This window comes from Xanthobacter autotrophicus (genome assembly GCF_030015065.1).
In the GTDB taxonomy this organism is placed as follows: Bacteria; Pseudomonadota; Alphaproteobacteria; order Rhizobiales; family Xanthobacteraceae; genus Xanthobacter; species Xanthobacter autotrophicus_D.
In genome coordinates, this window is the sequence record NZ_JAIVFN010000010.1 from 13,068 (window position 1) to 35,683 (window position 22,616).

The following is a 22,616-nucleotide window of genomic DNA, read 5'->3' on the forward strand; positions in this document are numbered from 1 at the left end:
CCTAAAACACAAGCGGGCCACGACCAATGAACGGCGCGGCCAAGCCTTACCACCGCAGCAGGCGAGGCCCCAGAAGCGCGCCGAGCACACCGGTGAGGGCAATGCCCGCGCCGTACCACAAGGTGACGAAGGGCAGCGCCGTCTCGTCGCAGGCGATCGCGTAGATGCTGGCGGAAAGCGCGCCGGCCGTCACGCCCACGGCGGCGCCTGCAAGGCGCAGCCGCGTGGGGGCCATCTGGCGCATGGCATACATGCCGGCAGCCAGGATGGGCAGCGCGAGCAGCATGATGAGCGCCGTGCAGTGGTCCAGCGTGTGGCCGAGGAGCAGCGGCCGGATGGCGTCCCGCGGCGCGGTGGCGAGTTGGACGCTCGCGAGCAGGGCCATGGTGCCGGCCACGGCGATCCCCACCGCATAGCCGCGACCAGCCGCAGCACCCGGCCGGCCCAGCCGGTCGACGGCCATCAGCCCGGCCACCGCGAGGCCGAACGGGAAGATGAGCTTGATCCAGAACGACGCGGTGGCGAGGGCCGAGGCCATGTCCGGGCGCAGGCCGAGCAGCTCCAGCATGGCCGCCGCGGACACCGCGCTTCCGAAGGCGAACGCCAGGGCCAGCGTGCGGCGCACGGATGGGACGGGTGTGGCCGAAAGATCCCCCGCGAGAGTGTCGATCAGTGCATCCGTTGAGATGCCCTTTTGCCCTCCAGCGAAGCGCACGCCGTTGCGCATCGTGAACCCGCCTTCCAGTTAGACGCTTGGCTGAGGAAGAACGCCCATCAATGAGCCCCTCAAGCCACGCGCCAAAGCGAAAATCATGTCAAATCATCCATCCGGGGTGCGGCGAAAGCAAGGACCGGCCCGGCGAGGGGCGCTGACAAGATCAGGAGCATTCCAGCTTCGCGGCGCGCATGCGGTGACTGCGCACCTTGTGCCGGTTGCCGCAGGCGGACATGGAGCACCAGCGCCGGGTCCCGTTCCGTGCGGTGTCGTAGAAAATCAGGCTGCATTCCGGGTTGGCGCAGTGCCGTAGGCGCGCCGTCTCGTGCTGGGCCGCGAAGTCCGCGAAGTCCGCGGCGATGGCCGCCAGCGGGTCCATGTCGCCCGCCTCTTGCCGCTCCACCAGAAGTCCGCCGTCGCGCCAGGAGAGCCGTGGCGGCGTCGCGCCGGCTGCCAGATATTGATTGACCAGATCCAGGTCCGAGGCGGTGGGACGGCTGCCTGTCTGCAACGCGTCGAACAGGCGCGCGAGGGCCGCCCGCAAGGCATGCACCGCTGCCAGATCGGCACCGGCCGCGCCTTTGCGTCCTGCTCCCGCCTTGAGGCCGGCAGCGGCGAGCCATCTCGTCCACCCCTCAGGCGTCGCCAGGAAATCCCCCAGGGCCACCGGCGCGGAGTTCGCGAAATCGATCCAGAGGCGGCTGCCCAGAAAGGGCATGCCATCCCGGAAATCGCTGTCCTGCGGTGTGGTCAAGGCCCGTGTCCTTTCTCAACAGGCGCCTCAAGGGGCACTGTAACCGGGAAGATAGTCCGTCACAGGTTTGGCACAAGGCCATGGTGTGCGGCGATGAATCCATTAAAAACAGTTTGACAGGTTACATTGGTCGTGTAACTCGTTCGGAGGCATTAAGCCAGTTACGAAAGGCCCCCAAATGTTGAATGCGATTCTCCAGGCCGTCCGTCCCGCCGCGGCTGGATCTCTCCCGGTGGCAGAGGTGTCCTATCGCCGGGCAGCGATCGGCGGCCTCGACATCTTCTATCGGGATGCGGGACCGGCCGACGCGCCGGTGATCGTGCTGCTGCACGGCTTTCCGTCCTCCTCCCACATGTTCCGCGATCTCATTCCCGCACTGGCCGACCGCTACCGCGTGATCGCGCCCGACTATCCGGGCTTCGGTTATTCCAGCGCGCCGGCGCCCGAGGATTTCGCCTACAGCTTCGATGCCCTCGCGGACGTGGTGGAGAAGCTGCTCGCCGACCTCAGCGTGCACCGTTATGTGCTCTACATGCAGGACTTTGGCGGACCGGTGGGCATGCGCATCGCCGCCCGCCATCCGGAGCGGGTCATCGGCCTGATCGTGCAGAATGCGGTGGCGAACCTGGAAGGCTTCGCCGCCAGCGCGGCAGGCGCCTTCGGACCCTATTGGGCCGACCGCAATGGCGAGACGGAGAAGCCGGTCCGCGGCTTTCTCACCGCCGAGACCACGCGCTTCCAGTATGAGCACGGCTCATCCGCCCGCGCGGATCGCGTCAGCCCGGATGCCTGGCAGCACGACCAGTGGCTGCTCGACCGCCCCGGCAACGACCGGATCCAGCTGGAGCTGCTCTACCGCTACCAGGACAATGTGGGCGCCTATCCGCAGTGGCAGGCCTATCTGCGCGCCTACCAGCCGAACATCCTCGTGACCTGGGGCGACAACGACCCCTTCTTCACCGCCGCCGGCCGCGACCTGTTCAAGGCGCTGGTGCCGGCCACCGAGGTGCACTCCTACGAGGCCGGTCATTTCGCGCTGGAGACCCACGGGCCGGAGATCGCGGGCGCCATCCGCGCCTTCCTCGCCCGCGTGGCGCCGGCCGCCTGAGCTGTTCGCAAACGCCCTCGCACACCGCCTGCCGCCGCGCCTACTGATCCCGGCGCGGCGGCCCCTGCCTCCCGCGGAGTCTTCCGATGCCTTCCCTGTCCCGCACGCTGCTCGCCATCGGGGCGACGGCGCTCTGTCTCGGCCTGACACTTCCTGCCGCCCGATCCGCCCCGCCGGCTCCCGTGCCGGGCGCGTTGCAGCCTGCTCTTTCACCGACCGTCCATTACCGGTCAAAGGCCATCGACGGCATCGACGTCTTCTATCGCGAGGCGGGACCTGTTGACGCGCCCGTGCTCCTGCTGCTGCACGGCTTTCCCTCGTCCTCGCACATGTTCCGCAACCTCATCCCGTTGCTGGCGGATCGCTACCGGGTGATCGCGCCCGACTATCCCGGCTTCGGCCACAGTGCCGTGCCGGATCGCGCCCGGTTTTCCTACGGGTTTGCCGCCTATGCCGGCCTCGTGGACCGGCTGATGGGCGAACTCCAGGCCAGCTCGTATGCCCTCTATGTGATGGATTACGGCGCTCCCGTCGGCTACCGGCTGGCCCTCATGCATCCCGAGCGGGTGACCGCGCTGGTGGTGCAGAACGGCAACGCCTACGAGGAGGGCCTCAGCCCGTTCTGGACGCCGCTGAAGGCCTATTGGGCGGACGGCTCGCAGGCGAACCGCAATGCCCTGCGTGCGGGGCTGACGCGAGATGCAACACGCGCGCAATACGTCAACGGTGTCTCGGATGTTTCAAAGGTCGATCCCGATACCTGGCTGGTGGACCAGGCCCTGCTCGATCGGCCGGGGGTGGACGAGATCATGCTCGACCTGTTTAAGGACTACGCAAGCAACGTCGTGCTCTATCCCGTCTTCCACGCCTTCTTCCGCGACCGTCACCCGCCCACCCTCATCGTGTGGGGCGCCAACGACGAGATCTTTCCCGCCGCGGGGGCACAGGCCTATCTGAAAGACCTGCCCAAGGCGGAACTGCATCTGCTCGACAGCGGACATTTCGCGCTGGAGGACAAGGGCTCCGAAATCGCGATGCTGATGCGTGATTTTCTCGCCCGTTCCCTGCCGGCGAAGGGGGCGCACTGAGCGACCCGACCAGGGCCGCCTGCACCGGGTGTGAAGGCGGCCCTTTGAGTTCAGCGGAGCGACCTCACCAGCGCAGCAGCTTCGGCCCCATGGCCCAGCCGAACACGGTGACGAGGGCGATGCCCGTCGCGTACCACACGCCCACATAGACCGGCGTGTCGTTGAGGCAGTAGGAGGCGTAGGCGAGGGCGCCGATGCCGCCCGCAACCAGTCCCAGAAGCGCCCCGCAATAAGGCAGTTCGGTCGGCACCGCCTCGCGCAGCACCAGGGTGAGCAGCACCAGCGGGATGGCCGAGAGCAGCGGAATGGCCACCACGCACAGGCGCCACTCGCGGAACATGACCACCTCGTACCACCGCGACGGTGCAATCGACGCAAGCTGTACGCCTGCCGCGAACCACACCAGCCCCAAAGGCACCAGCACGAACAGCAGCGTGCCCGAGCGGGTGTTGCCGGCGCGCGCGGCCCGGCGCAGCCCGTAGGCCGCGATGGCGACCACGGCGGCGAGAAAGCCGATCTTCAGGAAAAAACCGGGCGTGTGGACGGCCTCCACGATATCAGGACGCAGGCCGAGGGTGAGCATGCACACCAGCGCCGCCGCCGCCAGCGATCCGAACACGGCAAGCGCCACGATGCGATCCTGCCGGCGGGGGTCCACGGCCTCGACGCGGGTCGAGAGGAAGTCGATGAGGTCATCGGTATTCATGGGCGTGCCTCCGACAGCACGACAGCGAGCCGCTTCATGCCGCGATGTATTCCGATCTTCACCGCCGCATCGGACATGCCGATGCGCGCGGCCGCTTCCGCGATGCTGAGGCCCTCGATCTTCACGTATTCGATGGGAAGGCGGAAATGCCGCGGCAGTGTCGCCAGCGCCCGATGCAGCTCACGCGATGTGTCCACGGCGGAAAACCCGTCGTGCTCGTCGGCGAGATCATCCACTTCGTCGATCTGGACATGGTGCAGGGCCCGGGCATTGGCCCTGAGATAATCGATGAGCTTGTAGCGCGCGATGCCGTAGGTCCAGGCCAGCACCGGCGACGAGCCGTCATAGGTGTGACGCTTGGTGTGCAGGACGAGGAGCGTGTCCTGCACCAGGTCCTCGGCCTCGTCCGTGCCCGCGCCGGAGCGACGGAGCCGGTTGCGGAAATAGCTGCGCAGGCGGCCGGACATGTGGTGCAGCAGCGCCCGGTGCGCCGTGGCGTCGCCGGACTGGCTCGCCTGCATCAGCGCCTCGAGATCAGGTTCAGGACTGGTCATGAAGTTCCCCCTCATGCGGACGTCTTCGCCCCGGGGTGGTGGTGTGTTACGTCGCGTTCGATCACGAGACTGCGAGCACGTCGGCTGGAAGCATCAGATGAGAGGAAAGACTTCCCTGCGGCTCGTTCTATTCCCTTCATTTTGATTGATTTACCGAGGCTCTGGTCAAAAACAGTTGACCAGATGAAAAATGATCATCTGTAACCTGAGTGGCACGATTTGCGGAAACCTCCATGTCAACGTTTTGAACATGGAGATTACATCATGCGTAAGTCGATCCTTTCCCTCGCGATCCTCGCCGGGGCCCTCGCCTTCACCGCCGCTGCCCGGGCCGACGACAGCGTGACGGACGCCAACCGCGAGAGCATCCGCGTGGCGCGGGGCGTCACTGCCGAGCACGATGGTGCCCAGCGCGTTCTCGGCTACGGCAATCAGGTGCACACCGGCGGGTTCGCCGGCGCGCAGCACGGAGCGGCCGGCCTCTCCGCCAACGACGCGTTCCTGTTCGAACTCGGTGATCGCGGTCTCGGCCACAACTGACCGCAGCCCGGCCGCGGTGGCAGGTCCGCCGCGACAGGTCCGCTACGGCCGGGGCTTCCTTCGAGGCCGGATCCGCTCAGGTTGGCGAAACCTGAACGGATCCGGCTTTCTTTGTCGGATGGGTATGATGCCGGGAGTGGCTATGGCGCTGTTCCGGGCTGGGTCACCGCCACATAGATACGCCAGCGGCCCTCTTCCTCTTGCGCCAGGCGAAAGAGGGGACTTGCCGCGAACGGATCGCTTCGCCACGCCCCGTCCTGAGCCGTCACCACCGCTGCCCCGCAGCCGAAGTTGAGGCGCATCTGGGCGAGGTCGGCGGGCACTCCGGTTCCGTCGAAGACACGGGCGAACAGGTTAGCGGCTTCCGCGCGCTGCTGCGGCGTCAGCGGTGCGAAGGCGAGCGCCATTTCGGGTCCGGCGAAACAGGACCGTCGCCGCGCCAGCAGGGCCCAGGACAGGTTGATGGGCCACGGCGTGAGCTGTTCCAGCCGGCCCGGATTGCTGGCGATGCGCACCTCCGCCGCCACCTCGCGGCGCACCGCCGCCCACAGGGCCGGATCCCCTGGAAGCGTCTCGCCATCGACGCTGCGCACGCCGCGCAGGTTGCCGGTCGCGAGCACCACGCTATCCGGCACGCCGGCGGCGATGAGCAGCGCTGCCGCTCCCATCGCAAGCCATCGCTGGCGTTGCACGACGCTCGCGATCGCAGCGCCTGCGAACCCGGAGAGCACCAGCACAGCCGGCAACACGGCGCGCCAGCCGAGGTCGTTGTTCTCGCCGGCCGTGCTCACGAGAAAAGCACTGATGGCCAAGGCGCCAAGACTCAAGGTGCCGAGCGCGGCCGCGAGGCGGTAGGTACCGTGTCGCCTGCGAAGCGCCATGACGAGGCCGACGGATCCGGCGAAGGCGATGGCGGGAAGCTCGATGGGCAGCAGGAGCAGCCAATAGGCCGGGATGTCGAGGATCATCCGCAGTCCGGCCGGAACGGCGGGGCCGAGCACGGCGAACGGCTCGATCCGGATCGGTGGCCCGCCCACGCGCGCCGCCGCGACTTGCAACTGCGCGAGCAGGATCGGCGCCACCAGCACGCCGGCGCCAAGGGCGGCAGCCGCCACCAGCGCCAGGAAGCGCCCGCGCCCCTCGGAAGGAGGGTGCGCGGCGAGCATCAGAACGGCAGCTCCGCCCGCCAGCGCGAAGGTGGCGCCGCCCACCCACAGGGAGCTGTCGAACCCCGCCGCGATCAGGAGTGCGAGCACCACCGCCGCTCCGGGCGAAGGCCGCGTGCGCATCTGTGCCAGCAGCCACACGGCGAGCACGACGCATGAGGCAGAGGCCACATGGTGCGGGCTCCAACTCGCCTGATACAGCACGCCCGCGAGCCCCGTCGCCGGCTCGATCACCTGATCGACGCGCGCCGCTCCGAACAGGGACGCGAGGAGCGGCCTAAGGGAGCCGGAGGCCGCCGCAGCCAGTGCCAGCAGCGGTGCCATTGCGGAGGGGCGGAACCGGAAGGCGATGCCGGCCACCAGCGCCAGCGCGGCGAAGGCCGAGAGAAAGGTCGCCGCGGCATCCGCCTCCCATCCCGTCGCGCCGGTGAGGATGACGAGCTGGGCCGCACCGAAGTGCCAGAGATAATAATAGGATATGACCCCCGGCGCGCCGCCGGCGCCGAACACGGGATTGGCCGGCGGCACCACCCCGTGGAGCGCGATCTCGTCGATGAGCGCGATCTTGGCGTGATCGTAGATGGGGGCCGCCAGCGCGATGGCGCCGTCCGCGTCCACCTTGGGCAGGATGGCGGCTGTGGGAATGCAGGCGAGCAGCGCGGCGACCGCCAAGGCGGGCAGGAGAAGGCGGGCTCCGGCGTCTGTCGTGGGAAGCGCCGTCCGTGCGGATCGCAGCAGCGGCGCGCCGACGCAGACCAGTGCGGTGACCAGCAGGATGGAGCTTAGCGACAGGCCGATGATCGGGGCAAGGGCGAGGACGGCCATGTTCTGTACCGCCCAGCCGAGCGCCGGTGCCAGCAGGATGGCCGGGACGCGGCTGATCATGACGGCGCGGGCGACGAGCCAGCCGGGACCGCACCACAGCGCGAGCCCGGCGAGGATCGAAAACAGGATATGCGCGGTCGAGACCATCGCCGGTCAGCCCCGCAGCCTGACCCCATCGGCGGCCCTCACAGGCCGGCGAACCAGTTGAAGCCCTGCTTTTCCCAAAAGCCGAGCGGGTAGGTGTTGGTGACCTCGATGGCGCGGATCCATTTGGGGTTCTTGAACCCGAGCTTCACCGCTGTGCGCAGGCGCAGCGGAAAGCCGAAGGGATCGGTGATGGGCTCGCCGGCATATTTGGTGGCGAGGATGGTCTGGGGGTGGAGCGCCGAGGCCATGTCGATGCTCTCCATGTAGTCGTCGTTGCCGTAGAAGGCGATGTATTTCGCCGAGAGGTCGGCGCCGATGCGGGTCAGGAAGTCCTTCAGGTTCGGCCCGGACCACTGGCCGATATAATCCCAGCCTTCCACGCAGATGTGGCGGATGATCTCCTCCTGCTCGGGCAGGGCGTAGATCTGGTCCAGCGTCCACGGGCGCTTGTCCTGGATGAGGCCGGAGAGTTCCAGCTTCCAGGTGGAGACGTCCACCGGCTTCACCTCGTCGATCTCGTAATAGGCGTTGAAGCGCGGCGGCTTCACCACGAGGTCCGGGGAAAAGGTGGGGGCAAGCTTCTTCGGGTTGAACAGGGCGGCCTGCACGCCGTCGTTGAAGTCCGAAACCGTCTTCAGCACGCCCTGCACCGCGCCGCGATTGGAGATGTCGCAGCCGGCGAGCAGCGACAGGGCGCCGAGGCTGAAGGTGCCGCGCAGCACCTTGCGTCGGTCGATGGTCTCGATCAGCTTGCGGTTTTCGACGATGAGGCTCTGGTCGGGCGTGGTGACCGAGGACCGTCGCGGGGCGAAGGGATTGCGGAATGCCATTTTCGCCTCCGGTCAATGGGGTGTGGTGGGCGCGGGTGCGCCCTTGGGATGGGGGTCTTCGGCGGGCACGGCCGGCCCGCCGGTGAGCATGGCGAGGATGGTGCGCGGCACGAGCAGCGCCAGCGCCACATGCACCAACATGAACCCGACGATGGCCGCCATGCCCAGGAAATGCGCGAGCCGCGCCCCCTGGAAGCCACCGAACAGGCTGACGAGAAAAGAGAATTGCACCGGCTTCCAGATCGCGAGGCCGGAGACGACCTGCACGATGATGATCGCGATGACGCCCACGTAGAGCGTCTTTTGCACCGCATTGTAGTGGGTGAGATCCGCATGCTTCAGGCGGAAGGTCAGCGCCGCCACCATCTCGGCCACCACCTCGCGCGGGTGGATGGGGAAGAACAGGCGGGCAAAGCGCCCGGTGGTGACCCCGTAGGCGAGGTAGAACAGGCCGTTGAAGACCAGGATCCACATGCCGAAGAAGTGCCATTGCAAGGCATGCTGCGCCCAGATGCCCAGCACGATTTCCTGCGGGAAGTGCAGGAAGCCGAAGATCACTTCATCATTATAGATCTTCCAGCCGCTGCCGATCATGATGATCATGGACAGGGCGTTGGTCCAGTGCATGATCCGGATTGGAAGCGGATGCATGCGCCTTGTACGAGATGAGATGGGTTTCATGGTCGCCTCCAACGACAATTTATGTAATTATTTTCGATATTTTCGCATTTCATGATTTTAGTATTGTGATTTTGATGTATTGTTATGTCGAAAATTGACTTGTTTGAAGGATTAGAGCCATGCGCGCAGTCCCCTTGCTCCTCACGCTTGCCCTCGTCGGCGCGGCGTCCGTCGCTTCCGCCGCCGCCGCGGGCGGGCCGCCCCATGCCAACATCCAGGCCGGCCCGGCGGACGACGGCCTCACCCCCGCCGAGCGCATGGCCGCGCGCTTCCCCCAGAAGGTGCGTGTGGGCGATCTCGTCGGGCTGCCGCTGCTCGATTTCGACGACCGCACCCTGGGCTATGTGCGGGAGGTGGTGCGCACGCCGGAGGGCGGCATCGTGCTGGTGGTGCCCGTGGGGGGCTGGTTCGGCCATGGCGGCCGTCCGGTGGGTGTGCCCATCGAGACGGTGGCCATTCTCGGCCGGCAGATCGCTTTGCTCGACATTCCCCCCGCCGAGCTGCCCCGGCGGGCGACCTGGGCGGCGAAGGATGGCGCCCCCATCTCCGGAAGCGAGATCATCCGGATTGCCATCACTCGCAGGTGAAGCCGGGACCGGGAAGGGGCGGTCCATCACCGTCCCCCCATGGTTCGGGCGATGCGGTTCACCGCATCCACCGTGTCCATCTCGCGGCGGTTCACCGCCATGTGCCGGCCGAAGGCGAGCGCGGTGCGCTCCAGCGCCGCGCGCAGGCCGAGATCGGCAATGGCCTCGAACTCCGCCACATGGGCAAGCCCCAGGATGCGGCGGTGGATCTCGATTCCGGCAAAGCCCAGCGCGTCGCGCCACACCGTGTCGAGGTGCTGGGCGAGAGCGGCTTCGCTGCCCACCGCATCGCCTTGGTCCTCGAACAGGTCGCGCCCGCCGAGGATGCCTGTGCGCTCGGTGCGCCACAGGCGGGAGAATTCCGCCGCAAATACCCGCCAGCAGGTGTTCGTTGTGGCCAGCAGCTGATCGCCGACCCGGGCCGCGGTGCGTGCGTCGGCGCGGTGGGCCTTGCGGGTGAAATAGGCCATCCACAGGTGGGCGAGCAGCACGCCCACATCGAACCCCATGGGGCCGTAGAGGGCGAATTCGGCGTCGATGACGCGGGTATCATCGGCCGTCGCCATCACCGAACCGGTATGCAGGTCGCCGTGGAGCAGGGTCTCGGCGCAGGTGGCGAAGCGCGCCTTCATCTCCTGCGCGGCGATCTTCAGGGCACGGTCGGCACGCACCGCCTGCACCGTCGCCTCAAGTCCGGGCGTGTGCCGGTTTAGCGGTGCGTCCTTGAACGGGTCCGAGAAGACCAGATCCTCCGTGATACCGGCCAGTTCGACGTTGCCGGAAAACAGGGCGAGGTCCGCCTTGCGGGCGGCGGTGGGCATGGACCAGTCGGAGCCGCGAAACAGGGTGCGGGCGAGATAGAGGCCGAGATGGTCGCCGAGGCGGGGCAGCTCCTCGCCTTCGATCAGGGCGCGGCGCACCACCTTGTGGGGCGTTAGATGTTCCATCACCAAGAGCGCCTGGGTGGGGGCGAACAGCTTGAGGTCCGGCACCCGGCCGGGATCGCGCGCGCCGAGCCGCTTCAGGGCTTCATGCTCGAAGAAGGCGCGGTCCAGCGACATGGGCCAGCTCTCGCCCACCACGCGAGCATAGGGCAGGGCCTGCTTCACCACCAGCGAGCCTCTATCGCTCTCCACGATGAAGACGAGGTTGAGGTTGCCGTCGCCCACCTCGCGCACCCGCCATCCCGTTGCCGGGCCGAGGGGCGCGAGGAGTTCCACCCGCTCGCCGAGGCGCCGCGGCAGGCTCTCGCAATCGAGGGGATGGTAGGAGATGCGCTCGAGCATGGCGGTTCATCCCTTTGTCAGCGGGCGGCGGGCGCGTGCGCGTCCCACGCCAAAGCGAAGGCTGTCGCCAACGCGATGGAGCGGCAGGCGCCGTTGTGGTCGCCCTTCTCGAAATCGCCATCCACGCAGCCGAGCTGGTTGGTGACATGGGCGAGGCACAGCACCGGCCGGTTCTGGGCGCGGGCGAAGGCGTAGAGGGCGGCCGCCTCCATCTCCACCGCGAGCAGCCCCTCGGCCTTGCGGCGGGCGATGGCGGCCTCCGTCTCGCGGAAGGGCGCGTCGGTGGTCCAGGTGGCGCCGGTCAGCACCGGGCCTTCGGCTTGGGCGAAGGCCCGCCGGGCCATGGTGATGAGATCGGGATCCGCCGCCGCAAAAGGCGAGGCCGGCAGGTAGTGATAGCTCGTGCCCTCGTCGCGCAGCGCCCGGTCGATGAGGACATGGTAGGAGGGCGGCGCGTGATCGGCGATCTGTCCGGCGGAGGCGATCGAGATCAGAAGCTCGCAGCCGCAGACGAAGGCCTGCTCGGCCACCAGTACGGAAAAGGACGAGCCCACCGCATAGCCGACGATGCCGAAGGCAAGGCCCTCTTCCTCCCACTCCCACATGTCGGTGTGGTAGCAGGCCCAGACCGAGGAGCGGCGCGCGGCGCGATGGGCGCGCACATAGTCCACCATGTCGCCGTCGGGATCGAGCAGGACGATGCGCGGCACCGGCCCGGCCGCGAGCCCTTTCTGCCGTCGCGCCTCGCGCATCATGTTCTCGGGCCGGAACACAGACGGGGCGCGATGGTCGGCCCGCTCGATCAGCGGCAGAAATCCGGACGGAAGCGGCGAGCGCACCGGCCATTTGGTGTCGTCGGGCTCGTGCAAAGGCTGTAGCAGCATGGACGATTCTCACATCTTGTTCGGCGTGGCGGCGGGTCCGGACATCTGGGTCGCCACCCGCAGGAAGGTGGAGACGATGCGGGTCCCGGCGGTGAGCGTGGTGCCCAGGTTGCCGGCGACCTTGGAGAGGCCGCCCCGCCGGCGGCGGTAGGCGACCGGGATCTCGACAATGGCGAGGCCGGCGCGGGCCGCGCGCATCTGCATCTCGATGTTCCAGCCGTAGGTCAGCTCCCGCATCCCGAGGCTGACGAGGGCGTCGCGGCGGATGGCGCGGAAGGTGCACATGTCGGAATAGGCGACGCCGTAAAGCGCCCGCATGCCGAGGCCCGCCGCGCGCCCCGCCGCCACCTGGTGCCAGGCCATGCTGCCCGGCTCCCGCGCGCCGCGGGTGCGCGAGGCGATGGCGAAGTCCGCCGTGCCCGCTTTCAGCGGTGCCAAGAGCGCGGGGAGGAAGGCCGGGTCGTCCGCGCCGTCGGCATCCATGAAGGCGATGATGTCAGCGCCGCGCGCCTCGCACACGCCCTCAAGGCAGGCGCGGCCGAAGCCCCGGCCGGCGGCCAGCACGGTGGCGCCGGCGGCAATGGCGATCTCGCGGGTGGCGTCGGTCGAGCCGCCATCGGCCACGATGACCTCGTCCACCGCGCCCACGGGGATCTCGGCGAGGGTCGCGCCGATGGCCTGCGCCTCGTTCAGCGTCGGAATGATGAGGGCGATGCGATGGGCTGCGGTTTCGGCCATCACAGGCTCCATCTCAGGCCGCAATTGGCGCAGGCGGCGGGCGGTGCCTCGGACAGCAGCCCATCGCGGAAGCCGCGATAGGCCTCGCCCTCCCAGATCTCGGACAGGCTTTGCGTGGTGGCGTCGCCCAGCGTGTAATTCTCGTAGCCACGCTGGGAGAAGGGGGCGATGCAGCAGGGCAGGGCGCGGCCGTTGGCGGTGAAGTACATCACCGTCCACGGACGCCGGCACATGGACCAGGGTGAGCCATTCTCTGCCCGCTTCAGGCTCATGCCCGGTTCGGCGGCGGCGCCAGACGCGGAGAAGACCATGCCCAGTGAGCGGGCGATCTCGGTCGCCTCGGCGATATAGCGGGCCTCGTCGGAATTGATCTGCTCGTAGAGCGCCTGGTCCGGCCGGGCGAGGCCGATGGCCTCCTCTTCGAAGAAGACGAGGCGCTGGAGATAGACTTCCTTGACGCCCAGCTCGGCGGCCACCTTCACGAAGGCCGGCAGCTCGCAAATGGTTTCCTTCAGCCCGGTGAGCCAGGCGGACACGCGGGGGTTGGCGTGGCCCTCGCGCTCCTGCAGTTCGCGGAAGGCGCGCACGTTCTTCAGGATGCGGTCGAAATAATTCTTGCCGCGAATGGCGCGATAGGAGGCGGCATTGGACGCGTCCAGGGAGACGCGCAATTCGTCGAGGCCGGCCTCGATCATGGCGCGGCCGTTCTTCTCGTTCAGCACCGTGCCGTTGGTGTTGAACAGCACATAGGTGCCTCGATCCTTCAGATAACGGACCATGCGGTCGAGGTCCGGCACCAGCATGGGCTCGCCGATCCCGTGCAGCACGCAGCGTTCCAGGTCCGGGATCTGGTCCACGATGGAGGTGAACAGCTCCCAGCTCATGTCAGCCGGAGGCTCCAGCTCCTCATAGGTGCGCGGGCAGGTGGTGCACAAAAGGTTGCAGCGGTTGGTGGTCTCCAGATAGAGGCACACCGGCTTCTTCACCGGAACGCTGGTGCGGTTCGCCTCCGCCCGCTCGAAATAGCGGCGGGCATCGAGGGTGCTTCCGGTGGTGATCACATTCATGGGGCTTTGTCCGTCAAGGGGATGTGGCGCTCACGAGGCGCGGCGTTGCGGGATGTCGCGGGGCGCGCTACCGGGCAGGCCGAGGCGTTCGGCGAGGTCCTGCGTTGCGAGCAGCCGGCGCATCAGCCGCTCCGTATGGCGGGCGGTGCCGCGCTGAAGGCCCGACGTACCGAAGGGCGCGGTCTGGATGACCTCGCTGTGCAGCAGCCGCAGCGCGGTGGCATCGTCCACGTCGTACCAGGGCGGCAGCAGGTGAACGTCGAGGCCGATCTCGGCGGCGCGCTCCAACGTCTGCTGGCAGACCCGCTCGGTGCTCCAGTCGATATCCTCGAACAGCCGCCAGCGCGGCGTCTTGAGGCCCAGCACGTAATAGCCGCCGTCGGTGGAAGGGCCGAGCACCGCCCGCTCACCCGGCTGCGCCAGAACGTCGGCCAGCTCGGCGAGGAGGGCAGGGGGCAGGGTGGGACTGTCGGAATTGAGCACCGCCGCTGCCGGATGCCCGAGGGCGAAGAGGTGGCCCATGGTGGCCCTAAGGCAGGCCCCGAATCCAGGCTGTGCCGCCTCGATGCGGCCGACGCCGGGCGGCAGCAGGGCATCGAAGAAGTGGCCCGCGCCCGCCGGTCCATAGGCCACATAAGGCGTGATCCGCGAGAGCGCGCCGGCGGCGAAGATGTTGCCGACGATGTCCTGCACGAAGGCGGTGTTGAAGGCGGCGGCCTCGTTGGGCGAAAGCGGCGGGCAGAGCCGCGTTTTGGTGCGCCCCGCCGCCGAAGCCTTCGCCATGACGGCAATGGCGCAGGAGGACACGCCGGGATTGGACACGCCGGAAGTAGAAACGCCGCCCGGTCCTTCAGTCATCGCAAGCCCCCGCTCTGGTGTGTCGTTGGTCAGGAATTCGCTCGCAGTAGGCCGGGCGTTACATGCCTCACGAAGGAGTGAACGCAGGGCCTTCAGCCAGACCCCCGCCACCCTTCCCGGCGCCGTCTGCGCGCGTGCCGAGCCGCGCGCGCAGGTCCGCGACCTCCGCCTCCAGCGCCGCGATACGGTCGTCGCGCTCCTTCAGCGCAGCGGCGACGAGGGGCGCGTCGATCTTCTGGGGGATGTGCTGCGGACAGTTGATGTCCCAGGCGCGCACGCGGAACAGCAGCGCGCGCTCCGGCATGGCGCCGTAGTCTTCGGGCATCAGGCGGGCGACGAGATCAGGGTCGTTCTCCACGGCGCGAAGCTCGCCCCAGATCTTGATGCGGCGGCGATGGGTGTAATCCATGAGGAACAGGAAGGCCTTGCTGTTCTCGCTCAGGTTTCCCAGCGTCACATATTGGCGGTTGCCGCTGAAATCGGCGAAGCCCAGCGTTTCCTCGTCCACCACGCGGATGAAGCCCTTCGGCCCGCCGCGATGCTGCACATAGGGCTGGCCCGCCGCGTTGGCGGTGGCGAGATAGGCCGTGTCCATCTCGCCGAGAAAGGCGACGAGATCGGGCGTGATGCGGGTGCGGAAGCCGCCGCGCGCCTCGACGCGGGCATACATGGCGCGCGAGCCGCGCTCGGCCTGCGCCGCCTTCACCGCGGGCGTGAAGGCGATGTCGCTGGCAGGCGCCGGATGAAGCAGGTCTGACGGATCGGGCATGGCAAATCCTCCAGAGGGGGCCGGGACCGCATGACGGTCCCGGCCGATGGGATGTCAGGCCGCGCGCGGGGCGCCGGAGCGCACCACCGGGAAGTCGATCTCGGTTTCCGCGACGTTGTTGAGGTAGTTGGTGAAAATGTTCATGGCGACCTGCGCCACGATCTCCACGATATCGCCATCACCCAGCCCGGCCTGGTGGGCGTGGGCGAGGTCCGCATCGCTCACCTTGCCGCGGCTCGCGACCACCGCTCGGGCGAAGGAAAGCGCCGCCTCGGCCTTGCTGTCGGCGGCGCGGCCGGAGCGGGCGAGGCTGATGTCGGTGTCGCTGAGGCCGGCACCCTTGCCGATGAGCGAATGGGCGGAGAGGCAATAGTCGCAGCCATTCACCTCGGCCACCGCGATGGCGAGGCTCTCGCGGATCTTGGCCGGCAGCGCGCCGCCGCCGAGGGCGCCGGACAGGCCGATGAGGCCTTCGAGAGCGGCGGGCGAGCGGGCCGCAACCTTGAACAGGTTGGGCGTCGAGCCGAACTTGGCGGCGACGGCGGCGAGAAGATCCTTCGCCTTGCCGGTGGCAGTGGCGGGATCGAGGGCGGGAATGCGGCTCATGGGATTGATCCTTCCTTCGACGTCCCCGCACAGGGGGCTGAGGCGGAGGGCGACGAAGCCGCTGGGGCCGCGTCCCCCCGGCTCTTCATGGGGCGCCGTGAGGAAAAGCTAGGCCTTCCTATCGTTGTGCAGAATGAGTAGAGTTTGAAAGTTATTATTTTGAAAAGTGAAATCAAGGCATGGACCGCATCGACGCCATGACCGCCTTCGTCACGGCGCTAGACGAAGGTAGCCTTGCCCGCGCTGCGCGCCGGTTGGGCCGCTCGCCGGCGGCGATCACGCGGGCGGTGGCGCAACTGGAGGAGCATTTGGGCACGCGCCTTCTCCACCGCACCACGCGCGCCCTGCACCTGACCCAGGCGGGCGAGCTTTATCTGGCCTCCTGCCGGGCCATCCTTGCCGATCTCGCCGAGGCGGACCTGCTGGCCGCCGGCGAGCGCACCGATCCCAGGGGCGTCCTATCCGTCACCGCGCCAGCCACCTTCGGCCGCCTGCACGTGGCGCCGGTGATCGAGGATCTCATCGAGGCGCATCCGGCACTGGAGGCGCGGCTGCTGCTGGTGGACCGGGTGGTGAACCTAGTCGACGAAGGCCATGACGCGGCGGTGCGCATCGGCCATCTGCCGGACTCAAGCCTTGTCGCCACGCGGGTGGGCGAGGTGCGGCGGGTGGTGTGCGCGAGCCCGGATTATCTCGCCGCCCGCGGCACGCCCACCGTGCCGGCGGACCTGTCGACGCATAGGGTCATCTCGTTTTCGCAGATCACGGAGAATGCGGTGTGGACCTTCGCGGCGGGGCCTTCGGGCGGAGCGCGCAAGCAGGTAAGCGTCGCGGCGTGCTTCACCGTCAATAGCGCGGATGCGGCCATCGCGGCGGCGTCGCGGGGGCGCGGCATCACCCGCGTGCTGTCCTATCAGGTGGAGGAGGCGGTAGCCGCCGGGCACCTGCGCCTGGTGCTGGAGGAGTTCGAGGGCGAGCGTCTGCCGGTGCACGTGGTCTATCCGGGCGCGCGCCTGCAGGCGGCGAAGCTGCGTGCCTTCGTGGATTTCGCGGTACCTCGCCTGAGGGCGCGGCTTGCAGAGCTGCCGGTCTCTTCGGGGCGGGCCTGAAGGGTATGGCGCTCAGCCGGGCCTGCCGAGGCGCTCGCGCAGGAACTTCGTCATGAGTCGCACCTTCTTCGGGGTGTAGCGCCGGCTCGCATAGATGAGCCACGCTGCGGTGTCGAACGAGGTGGCGGTGACGTCGTGGTCGGGAAAAAGGTCGATGAGCCTGCCGGCGGCAAGGTCCGGCCCCACCAGCCAGTCGGGCAGCAGCGCCAGCCCCAGCCCGTCGCGGGCCGCGTGGCGGATGGCGAGGCCGCTCGATATGGCGATATCGCCGCGCACCGGCACCTCCTCCACCTGGCCGTCGCGGCGAAACAGCCAGCGCAGGCGGAAGTCCGGCAGGCCGAACACGATGGCGCAGTGCTTCCCCACCTCCTGCGGCGTGCTCGGGGCGCCCTCCCGCATGCAATAATTGGGGCTCGCCACCACCCGGTAGCGGGTGGAGAACAGCTTCACGCCGATCACGTCCGCCCGCACGTCCGGCGCCAGCCTGAGCGCCATGTCGATGCGCTCGGCGGCAAGGTCGAGGTTCGCGTCGGTGAGGATCAGATCGAGCTTGAGGCGGGGAAAGCGCATACGCATCTCCGGCAGCAGCGGCATCAGGCAGGCCTCCCCGAAAGCGACGGAGGCTGTCAGCCGGAGCGTGCCCACCGGCTCCGCGCGCGCGGATGCCACCTCGTCGCGGGCGCGGGCGAGCTCGTCGAGGATGGGCTCCACGCGGGCGAGATAGGCCAGCCCCGCCTCGGTGAGTGACATGGTGCGCGTGGTCCGGTGCATCAGCCGGGCATCAAGCTCCGCTTCCAGCGCCGCCACGGCGCGAGAGACGGCGGAAGCGTCCATGTCGAGGTCGCGGGCCGCAGCGGCGAAGCTGCCCCGTCTCGCCACGTGGACGAAAATGCGCAGCTGGGCCGTGTCCATTCGTGCAGCTTATGCACGATTGTACTGTCGCAGCCACCATTTTTCCCCGCTGTGAGCACGCGCCATCTTGCCTCTGCTTTTGGAGGTGTCTTGGCATGAAGACTTTGCTTCGGATCGATTCCAGCGCACGCGTCGAGGGCTCGCGGTCGCGGCACCTTGGCGACGCGCTGGAGGCACGCTGGCGCGCCGGCATCCCCGGCGGCGTGGTAGTGCGGCGGGACCTCGCGGTCGATCCCGTTCCACACATCGACGCCGCCACCATCGCCGGCTTCTTCACCCCGGCGGATCAGATCACCGACGCGATGCGGGCCTCCACTGCGCTCTCCGACCGCCTCATCGGCGAGGTGGAGGCGGCGGATGCTCTGCTCATCACCGCGCCCATGTACAATTTCGGTCTGCCTTCGGCGTTGAAGGCGTGGATCGACCACGTGGTGCGCATCCGCCGCACCGTCGCCTATGACGGCGCCACCTTCCGCGGCCTCGTCACCGGCAAGGCGGCCTATGTGGCGCTCGCCTATGGCACGGGGAGCTATGAGCCGGGCGGGGCGCTCGCCTCCTTCGACTATGCGAAACCCTATCTCACCCACGTGCTCGGCTTCATCGGCTTTCGCGAGGTTGAGGTGGTGGGTGTGGAAGGCACCAATGGCGAGGAAGGCGCTGCCGCTGCCGCTCTTGATGCAGCGCTCAAGGCCATTGCGAGCCTGCCGTCGCTAGCGGCCTGAAAATTCTCGACGAAAAATCGGCGGGTGCGCGAATAAAACGGAACGCTCCGTGGTCTTGGCTGGTGTGGGTCCGCCCACGCCAGCTGAAGCGGCCGCTCCCTCGGGGCGCCGCTCTCCCGCGCCGGACTTTCGTCCGGCCCACCCGGAGAGACCCATGACCAAATCCGACACCACCACACCCATCGCCGACGCGGACGGCATCCACCGCCGCGGCTTCCTGGAATGCATGACCTGGGCCGGCACGGGCATCCTTTGGTCCCTGTCCGGTGGCCTGCCGAGCGGCCTCGGCCTCGGCTCCGCCTTGGCGGCGGAGCCCGCCAAGGCCTTCACTTTCCTCCAGATCAGCGACAGCCATGTGGGCTTCGACAAGCCCGCCAATCCGGATGCCCTTTCGACCCTGCGCGAGGCGGTAGCGCGCATCAAGACGCTGAAGGAGAAGCCGGCCTTCATGATCCACACCGGCGATATCAGCCACCTGTCGCGGGAAAAGGAATTCGACGACGCGGACCAGATCATCAAGGAGGCCGGCATCCCGGTCTTCTACGTGCCCGGCGAGCATGACCTGCTCGATGACGGGCAGGGCAAGGCTTATCTGGAGCGCTACGGCAAGGGCGCGAAGGGCGCCGGCTGGTACAGCTACGACCATGACGGCGTTCACTTCATCGCCCTCGTGAATGTGGTGGAGCTGAAGGCCGGCGGCCTCGGCAATCTCGGCACCGAGCAGCTGGAATGGCTGGAGAGCGACGTGGCGGGCCTGCCGTCCTCCACGCCCATCGTGGTGTTCGCCCACATCCCGCTCTGGACCGTCTATCCCGAATGGGGGTGGGGCACGTCGGACGGGCTGCAGGCGCTGGCCTATCTCAAGCGCTTCGGCTCGGTGACGGTGCTGAACGGCCACATCCACCAGGTGATGCAGAAGGTGGAGGGCAACGTGACCTTCCACACCGCTCGTTCCACCGCCTTCCCCCAGCCGGCGCCGGGCAGCGCGCCGTCGCCCGGCCCGCTGAAGCTGCCGGCGGGGGAGCTGCGGAAGAATCTCGGCATCGTCACGGTGAACTTCGTCCGTGGCGCGCAGCCCCTCGCCATCATCGACCAGCCCCTCGAAGGCTGAGTGCGCCCGAGCCCTCTCCCGATGTCCTGAATGGAGTTTTTCCGTGCGTCAGCCTTTCTTCGCGCAGCTTCCTGCCTTGCGGGCCAATCCCGCAACGGCCATCTTCGCCGCAACCCTCCTCGCGCTTGTCCTCGGCCTTGCGGCACGGCCGGCAGCCGCCGGCGAGGAGGCGACGGTCTCAATCGACAATTTCACCTTCTCCCCCGCCGAGGTGACGGTTGCGCCCGGTACCACTGTCACCTGGGTCAACAATGACGACATCCCGCACACGGTGGTCGACAAGAAGCAGGCATTCCGGTCCAAGGTTCTCGATACGGAAGGCAAGTACTCTTTCACCTTCAACACGGCCGGCGACTTCACGTATTTCTGTTCGCTGCATCCTCACATGACGGGCAAGGTGGTGGTGAAACCGGCGGGCTGATTTCCACGAATAAGACCAGCAGCGGAACATGAGGTTCCGCCGCGATAGAGCTTGAGGAAGCGGGGCAGGTCGATGCTGGCGACAGGTTCGGGATACGCGCCGTGGTGTCCCGCCGGGGCTGCGGGAGAGGCGGGTGCATTTTTCGTCCGGCCCGGCGGATGGCGGCACTATGTCCTCAGCCTTGTGGCTCTGGCCTTGGCCATCGGCCGCCTTCGCTCCGCCCATCCTCATCTCCATCCCATGGCGGAACTCTCGGCCCGCCATGGGCACGCCGCGCCTGTCGCCGATCGCGGGCTGGATGCCGCGGGGGCAGCGCGGTTCGATGCTCTTATCCTGCCGCACCTCGACGCGGCCTATAACCTCGCGCGTTATCTGAGCCGGGATCCGGATGCGGCGCAGGACATCGTGCAGGAGGCCTTCCTGCGCGCCTATCGCAGCTTTGCCGATTTCCGGGGCCTGAGCCCGCGGGCGTGGCTGCTCGCCATCGTGCGCAATTGTCATGCAACGTGGCGGCTTCAGCTTCGGCGGGCCCCGCAGTCCGCCCCTCTGCCGCATGCCGAAGAAGAGGCGCCGGACGACGCGGCCAGCCTGCTTGTCGACGGTGATACGCCCGAGACCCTTCTCCTGCGCCGCACCGAGGCGGAAGCCGTGCGCGCGCTGCTGGAACACCTTCCCGAGCCGCTGCGCGAGGTGCTGGTGCTGCGCGAGCTGGACGAATTGTCCTACCGCGAGATCGCGGAGGTGGCGGCAGTGCCGGTGGGCACGGTCATGTCGCGCCTGTCCCGCGCGCGCCGGCTGTTCGCGGATCTCTGGTCGCGGGCCACGCCTGACGGGGAGGCGACCCCATGAGCACACCCGTCCCGGAAGCCGGGCCATGCGCCGAATGGGAAGCGCTGCTCAATGGTAGTCTCGACGGCGAGCTGGATGCCGCCCATGCGATGGACGTGGAACGCCACCTCGCCGTCTGCCCCGCGTGCGCGGGCGCCCTCGAACGCATGACGCTGGTGCGGCGGGTCATGAGCCAGGATGACGTGCGCTGGCGCGCGCCGGCAACCCTGCGCGCCGGCGTCATCGCCGCCCTGGTACGGGAGCGCCGCGCCGCGCCGGCCCGTCCTTCCGGGATGGCGGGGCTGGCCGGCCGGCTACGCGCCATGTTGCCCTCTCTCCGCCGCTGGAGCTTCATTCCCTCGCTGGCGGTGCTCGCGGCGGCGCTGCTCCTGGTGGTGCTGCCGCCGAAGGGCGGGTCACCACTGGAGGGGGAACTGGTTGCCGGCCATGTCCGCTCCCTGCTGGCGGAGCATCTCACCGACGTGGCAAGCTCGAACCAGCACACGGTGAAGCCCTGGTTCGGCGGCAAGATCGATTTCTCGCCCCCGGTAGTGGACCTTGCGGCGCGCGGCTTTCCGCTGGCGGGAGGACGGCTCGATTACATCGGCGGGCGGGTGGTGGCGGCCCTCGTCTATCGCCGCAACGGGCATGTCATCAACGTCTTCGTCTGGCCCGCCGGCTCCGATGCGCGCGTGGCCTCTGCGTACAAGGCGCGGGCCCATGAGGGCTACACCCTTCTCAACTGGTCCGAGGCCGGCCTGACTTACTGGGCCATTTCGGACCTCAACACCGTGGAGCTGAAGGAATTCCAGGAGGACTTCCTGGAGGCGCTGCCGAAATAGGGCTCAGGCGGCGAGGCGCGACAGGTCGGCGAGGGAGGCGATCACGAAATCGGGCGTATGGCCCAGGGCTTCCTCCTGCGTCCGCAATGCCTTGTAGAGCGTCGTCGGCCGCAGCGCGCCGGGTGTGCCGGCCCTCGCTTCGCTGATCTCCCGGACAAGCACGGCCGGGGGCACGCGCACGATACGGGCGACGCGGAAGCCGAAGCGCTTGGCGCCGGCGATGTCGAAGCCATTCGAGGACACGAATACCACCTCGTGCGGCTTCACGCCGAGCCGCTCCTCCACCAGCTCGTAGGCCCGCGGATCGGGCTTGAACACGCGCTTTTCGTCCACGCTGATGGTGGTCTCGATCAGGTCGCGCAGGTCGGAGCCGCCCACCAGCGCATCCAGCATGTGCGGGCTGCCGTTGGACAGGATGGCGCGGCGCGCGCCGGACAGGCCGACAAGCGCTGGCACGGCGTCCGGATAGGGGGTGAGGCGGTTATAGGCCTCGGCGATATCATCGAACAGGGTGGCGCTGGGTGTGAGGCCGAGCACGCTGAGCGTGTAGGTCAGCGCCTCCCGCGTCACCGTCCAGAAGTCGCGGTAGTCGTTCATGAGCGAGCGCAGCCAGCTGTATTCCAGCTGCTTCATGCGCCAGATCTGGGTGATGATCTCGCCATGGCCGGGGAAGGCCCGGTCGGTCACGTCGGCGACGGACTGCACATCGTAGAGCGTGCCGTAGGCGTCGAACACGAAGGTCTTGATCATGGGAGCCTTCTT

The 22,616-nt window shown here is 68.0% G+C and carries 26 protein-coding genes; 10 read left to right on the plus strand and 16 right to left on the minus strand.

The features are described 5' to 3' along the window. Positions 1–46: 46 nt before the first annotated feature. The gene (locus K9U40_RS04065) at positions 47–727 is read right to left on the minus strand and encodes a DUF1109 domain-containing protein (RefSeq protein WP_282888934.1); all 681 of its coding nucleotides are present in this window, start codon (positions 725–727) and stop codon (positions 47–49) included. 151 nt (positions 728–878) lie between these two features. Further along, complete coding sequence (locus K9U40_RS04070; RefSeq protein WP_282888935.1) at positions 879–1,469, minus strand: CGNR zinc finger domain-containing protein; 591 nt, start codon at positions 1,467–1,469, stop codon at positions 879–881. Between the two features lie 232 nt (positions 1,470–1,701). On the opposite strand from K9U40_RS04070, the gene K9U40_RS04075 reads away from it, so the two are divergent. Continuing rightward, on the plus strand, positions 1,702–2,577 hold the full coding sequence (locus tag K9U40_RS04075) for an alpha/beta fold hydrolase (RefSeq protein ID WP_282888936.1): 876 nt from the start codon (positions 1,702–1,704) through the stop codon (positions 2,575–2,577). An 86-nt stretch (positions 2,578–2,663) separates the two neighbouring features. Beyond that, complete coding sequence (locus K9U40_RS04080; RefSeq protein WP_282888937.1) at positions 2,664–3,665, plus strand: alpha/beta fold hydrolase; 1,002 nt, start codon at positions 2,664–2,666, stop codon at positions 3,663–3,665. A gap of 64 nt (positions 3,666–3,729) precedes the next feature. Here K9U40_RS04080 and K9U40_RS04085 read toward each other — a convergent pair whose 3' ends face one another. After that, positions 3,730–4,371, minus strand: coding sequence for a DUF1109 domain-containing protein (locus K9U40_RS04085; protein ID WP_282888938.1), 642 nt, complete (start codon positions 4,369–4,371; stop codon positions 3,730–3,732). Next, a complete protein-coding gene (locus K9U40_RS04090; RefSeq protein WP_282888939.1) occupies positions 4,368–4,925 on the minus strand; it encodes a sigma-70 family RNA polymerase sigma factor in 558 nt (185 codons plus the stop codon). Before K9U40_RS04090 ends, K9U40_RS04085 begins: the two co-directional genes overlap by 4 nt. A gap of 264 nt (positions 4,926–5,189) precedes the next feature. Between K9U40_RS04090 and K9U40_RS04095 the strand changes: the two genes are divergently transcribed. Beyond that, the gene (locus K9U40_RS04095; RefSeq protein WP_282888940.1) at positions 5,190–5,465 is read left to right on the plus strand and encodes a hypothetical protein; all 276 of its coding nucleotides are present in this window, start codon (positions 5,190–5,192) and stop codon (positions 5,463–5,465) included. 140 nt (positions 5,466–5,605) lie between these two features. On the opposite strand, the gene K9U40_RS04100 is transcribed toward K9U40_RS04095, so the two are convergent. The 3 genes from K9U40_RS04100 to K9U40_RS04110 are packed head-to-tail and all read right to left on the minus strand — an operon-like array spanning position 5,606 to position 9,084. After that, positions 5,606–7,603 carry a hypothetical protein gene (locus K9U40_RS04100; protein ID WP_282888941.1) on the minus strand — a complete coding sequence of 666 codons (1,998 nt, stop codon included), beginning with the start codon at positions 7,601–7,603 and terminating at the stop codon, positions 5,606–5,608. A gap of 38 nt (positions 7,604–7,641) precedes the next feature. Continuing rightward, a complete protein-coding gene (locus K9U40_RS04105) occupies positions 7,642–8,433 on the minus strand; it encodes a molybdopterin-dependent oxidoreductase (RefSeq protein WP_282888942.1) in 792 nt (263 codons plus the stop codon). Positions 8,434–8,445: 12 nt separating this feature from the next. Beyond that, the gene (locus tag K9U40_RS04110; protein ID WP_282888943.1) at positions 8,446–9,084 is read right to left on the minus strand and encodes a cytochrome b/b6 domain-containing protein; all 639 of its coding nucleotides are present in this window, start codon (positions 9,082–9,084) and stop codon (positions 8,446–8,448) included. 149 nt (positions 9,085–9,233) lie between these two features. Here K9U40_RS04110 and K9U40_RS04115 point away from each other — a divergent pair, with 149 nt between their 5' ends. Next, positions 9,234–9,701, plus strand: coding sequence for a PRC-barrel domain-containing protein (locus K9U40_RS04115; protein ID WP_282888944.1), 468 nt, complete (start codon positions 9,234–9,236; stop codon positions 9,699–9,701). 26 nt (positions 9,702–9,727) lie between these two features. On the opposite strand, the gene mtnK is transcribed toward K9U40_RS04115, so the two are convergent. The 7 genes from mtnK to K9U40_RS04150 form a co-directional block, all read right to left on the minus strand. Then, a complete protein-coding gene (gene mtnK, locus K9U40_RS04120; RefSeq protein ID WP_282888945.1) occupies positions 9,728–10,987 on the minus strand; it encodes an S-methyl-5-thioribose kinase in 1,260 nt (419 codons plus the stop codon). Positions 10,988–11,004: 17 nt separating this feature from the next. Next, on the minus strand, positions 11,005–11,871 hold the full coding sequence (locus tag K9U40_RS04125) for a nucleoside phosphorylase (protein WP_282888946.1): 867 nt from the start codon (positions 11,869–11,871) through the stop codon (positions 11,005–11,007). A 9-nt stretch (positions 11,872–11,880) separates the two neighbouring features. Continuing rightward, positions 11,881–12,609 carry a glycosyltransferase family 2 protein gene (locus K9U40_RS04130; protein ID WP_282888947.1) on the minus strand — a complete coding sequence of 243 codons (729 nt, stop codon included), beginning with the start codon at positions 12,607–12,609 and terminating at the stop codon, positions 11,881–11,883. Next, entirely contained in the window at positions 12,609–13,676 is a 1,068-nt protein-coding gene (locus K9U40_RS04135) for a radical SAM protein (protein WP_282888948.1), read from the minus strand. Before K9U40_RS04135 ends, K9U40_RS04130 begins: the two co-directional genes overlap by 1 nt. 30 nt (positions 13,677–13,706) lie before the next feature. After that, the gene (locus K9U40_RS04140; protein ID WP_282888949.1) at positions 13,707–14,534 is read right to left on the minus strand and encodes a TIGR04282 family arsenosugar biosynthesis glycosyltransferase; all 828 of its coding nucleotides are present in this window, start codon (positions 14,532–14,534) and stop codon (positions 13,707–13,709) included. A 67-nt stretch (positions 14,535–14,601) separates the two neighbouring features. After that, complete coding sequence (locus K9U40_RS04145) at positions 14,602–15,303, minus strand: pyridoxamine 5'-phosphate oxidase family protein (RefSeq protein WP_282888950.1); 702 nt, start codon at positions 15,301–15,303, stop codon at positions 14,602–14,604. 54 nt (positions 15,304–15,357) lie between these two features. After that, positions 15,358–15,909 carry a carboxymuconolactone decarboxylase family protein gene (locus K9U40_RS04150; RefSeq protein ID WP_282888951.1) on the minus strand — a complete coding sequence of 184 codons (552 nt, stop codon included), beginning with the start codon at positions 15,907–15,909 and terminating at the stop codon, positions 15,358–15,360. Positions 15,910–16,088: 179 nt separating this feature from the next. Here K9U40_RS04150 and K9U40_RS04155 point away from each other — a divergent pair, with 179 nt between their 5' ends. Beyond that, positions 16,089–17,018, plus strand: coding sequence for a LysR family transcriptional regulator (locus K9U40_RS04155; protein ID WP_282888952.1), 930 nt, complete (start codon positions 16,089–16,091; stop codon positions 17,016–17,018). A 12-nt stretch (positions 17,019–17,030) separates the two neighbouring features. Here K9U40_RS04155 and K9U40_RS04160 read toward each other — a convergent pair whose 3' ends face one another. Next, positions 17,031–17,930 (minus strand): LysR family transcriptional regulator, encoded by a 900-nt coding sequence (locus K9U40_RS04160; protein WP_282888953.1) that lies wholly within the window; start codon positions 17,928–17,930, stop codon positions 17,031–17,033. A gap of 95 nt (positions 17,931–18,025) precedes the next feature. Between K9U40_RS04160 and K9U40_RS04165 the strand changes: the two genes are divergently transcribed. The 5 genes from K9U40_RS04165 (at position 18,026) to K9U40_RS04185 (ending at position 21,854) form a co-directional block, all read left to right on the plus strand. Further along, positions 18,026–18,652, plus strand: coding sequence for an FMN-dependent NADH-azoreductase (locus K9U40_RS04165; protein WP_282888954.1), 627 nt, complete (start codon positions 18,026–18,028; stop codon positions 18,650–18,652). Between the two features lie 154 nt (positions 18,653–18,806). Further along, the gene (locus K9U40_RS04170) at positions 18,807–19,763 is read left to right on the plus strand and encodes a metallophosphoesterase family protein (protein ID WP_282888955.1); all 957 of its coding nucleotides are present in this window, start codon (positions 18,807–18,809) and stop codon (positions 19,761–19,763) included. Between the two features lie 43 nt (positions 19,764–19,806). Next, the gene (locus K9U40_RS04175; RefSeq protein WP_414114849.1) at positions 19,807–20,184 is read left to right on the plus strand and encodes a cupredoxin domain-containing protein; all 378 of its coding nucleotides are present in this window, start codon (positions 19,807–19,809) and stop codon (positions 20,182–20,184) included. A gap of 240 nt (positions 20,185–20,424) precedes the next feature. Further along, positions 20,425–21,033 carry a sigma-70 family RNA polymerase sigma factor gene (locus K9U40_RS04180; protein ID WP_414115015.1) on the plus strand — a complete coding sequence of 203 codons (609 nt, stop codon included), beginning with the start codon at positions 20,425–20,427 and terminating at the stop codon, positions 21,031–21,033. Beyond that, entirely contained in the window at positions 21,030–21,854 is an 825-nt protein-coding gene (locus K9U40_RS04185; RefSeq protein WP_282888957.1) for an anti-sigma factor family protein, read from the plus strand. Before K9U40_RS04180 ends, K9U40_RS04185 begins: the two co-directional genes overlap by 4 nt. A gap of 3 nt (positions 21,855–21,857) precedes the next feature. On the opposite strand, the gene K9U40_RS04190 is transcribed toward K9U40_RS04185, so the two are convergent. Next, positions 21,858–22,604, minus strand: a complete 747-nt coding sequence (locus K9U40_RS04190) for a haloacid dehalogenase type II (protein ID WP_282888958.1) — start codon at positions 22,602–22,604, stop codon at positions 21,858–21,860. Between the last annotated feature and the right edge of the window lie 12 nt (positions 22,605–22,616).

Excerpts from the sequence above, each read along its gene's own strand:
- K9U40_RS04065 (WP_282888934.1), bottom strand. The coding sequence starts at position 727 with ATGCGCAACGGCGTGCGCTTCGCTGGAGGGCAAAAGGGCATCTCAACG.
- K9U40_RS04080 (WP_282888937.1), top strand. The coding sequence starts at position 2,664 with ATGCCTTCCCTGTCCCGCACGCTGCTCGCCATCGGGGCGACGGCGCTC.
- K9U40_RS04085 (WP_282888938.1), bottom strand. The coding sequence starts at position 4,371 with ATGAATACCGATGACCTCATCGACTTCCTCTCGACCCGCGTCGAGGCC.
- K9U40_RS04090 (WP_282888939.1), bottom strand. The coding sequence starts at position 4,925 with ATGACCAGTCCTGAACCTGATCTCGAGGCGCTGATGCAGGCGAGCCAG.
- K9U40_RS04095 (WP_282888940.1), top strand. The coding sequence starts at position 5,190 with ATGCGTAAGTCGATCCTTTCCCTCGCGATCCTCGCCGGGGCCCTCGCC.
- K9U40_RS04100 (WP_282888941.1), bottom strand. The coding sequence starts at position 7,603 with ATGGTCTCGACCGCGCATATCCTGTTTTCGATCCTCGCCGGGCTCGCG.
- K9U40_RS04105 (WP_282888942.1), bottom strand. The coding sequence starts at position 8,433 with ATGGCATTCCGCAATCCCTTCGCCCCGCGACGGTCCTCGGTCACCACG.
- K9U40_RS04110 (WP_282888943.1), bottom strand. The coding sequence starts at position 9,084 with ATGCATCCGCTTCCAATCCGGATCATGCACTGGACCAACGCCCTGTCC.
- K9U40_RS04115 (WP_282888944.1), top strand. The coding sequence starts at position 9,234 with ATGCGCGCAGTCCCCTTGCTCCTCACGCTTGCCCTCGTCGGCGCGGCG.
- mtnK (WP_282888945.1), bottom strand. The coding sequence starts at position 10,987 with ATGCTCGAGCGCATCTCCTACCATCCCCTCGATTGCGAGAGCCTGCCG.
- K9U40_RS04125 (WP_282888946.1), bottom strand. The coding sequence starts at position 11,871 with ATGCTGCTACAGCCTTTGCACGAGCCCGACGACACCAAATGGCCGGTG.
- K9U40_RS04130 (WP_282888947.1), bottom strand. The coding sequence starts at position 12,609 with ATGGCCGAAACCGCAGCCCATCGCATCGCCCTCATCATTCCGACGCTG.
- K9U40_RS04135 (WP_282888948.1), bottom strand. The coding sequence starts at position 13,676 with ATGAATGTGATCACCACCGGAAGCACCCTCGATGCCCGCCGCTATTTC.
- K9U40_RS04140 (WP_282888949.1), bottom strand. The coding sequence starts at position 14,534 with ATGACTGAAGGACCGGGCGGCGTTTCTACTTCCGGCGTGTCCAATCCC.
- K9U40_RS04145 (WP_282888950.1), bottom strand. The coding sequence starts at position 15,303 with ATGCCCGATCCGTCAGACCTGCTTCATCCGGCGCCTGCCAGCGACATC.
- K9U40_RS04150 (WP_282888951.1), bottom strand. The coding sequence starts at position 15,909 with ATGAGCCGCATTCCCGCCCTCGATCCCGCCACTGCCACCGGCAAGGCG.
- K9U40_RS04155 (WP_282888952.1), top strand. The coding sequence starts at position 16,089 with ATGGACCGCATCGACGCCATGACCGCCTTCGTCACGGCGCTAGACGAA.
- K9U40_RS04160 (WP_282888953.1), bottom strand. The coding sequence starts at position 17,930 with ATGGACACGGCCCAGCTGCGCATTTTCGTCCACGTGGCGAGACGGGGC.
- K9U40_RS04165 (WP_282888954.1), top strand. The coding sequence starts at position 18,026 with ATGAAGACTTTGCTTCGGATCGATTCCAGCGCACGCGTCGAGGGCTCG.
- K9U40_RS04170 (WP_282888955.1), top strand. The coding sequence starts at position 18,807 with ATGACCAAATCCGACACCACCACACCCATCGCCGACGCGGACGGCATC.
- K9U40_RS04180 (WP_414115015.1), top strand. The coding sequence starts at position 20,425 with ATGGCGGAACTCTCGGCCCGCCATGGGCACGCCGCGCCTGTCGCCGAT.
- K9U40_RS04185 (WP_282888957.1), top strand. The coding sequence starts at position 21,030 with ATGAGCACACCCGTCCCGGAAGCCGGGCCATGCGCCGAATGGGAAGCG.
- K9U40_RS04190 (WP_282888958.1), bottom strand. The coding sequence starts at position 22,604 with ATGATCAAGACCTTCGTGTTCGACGCCTACGGCACGCTCTACGATGTG.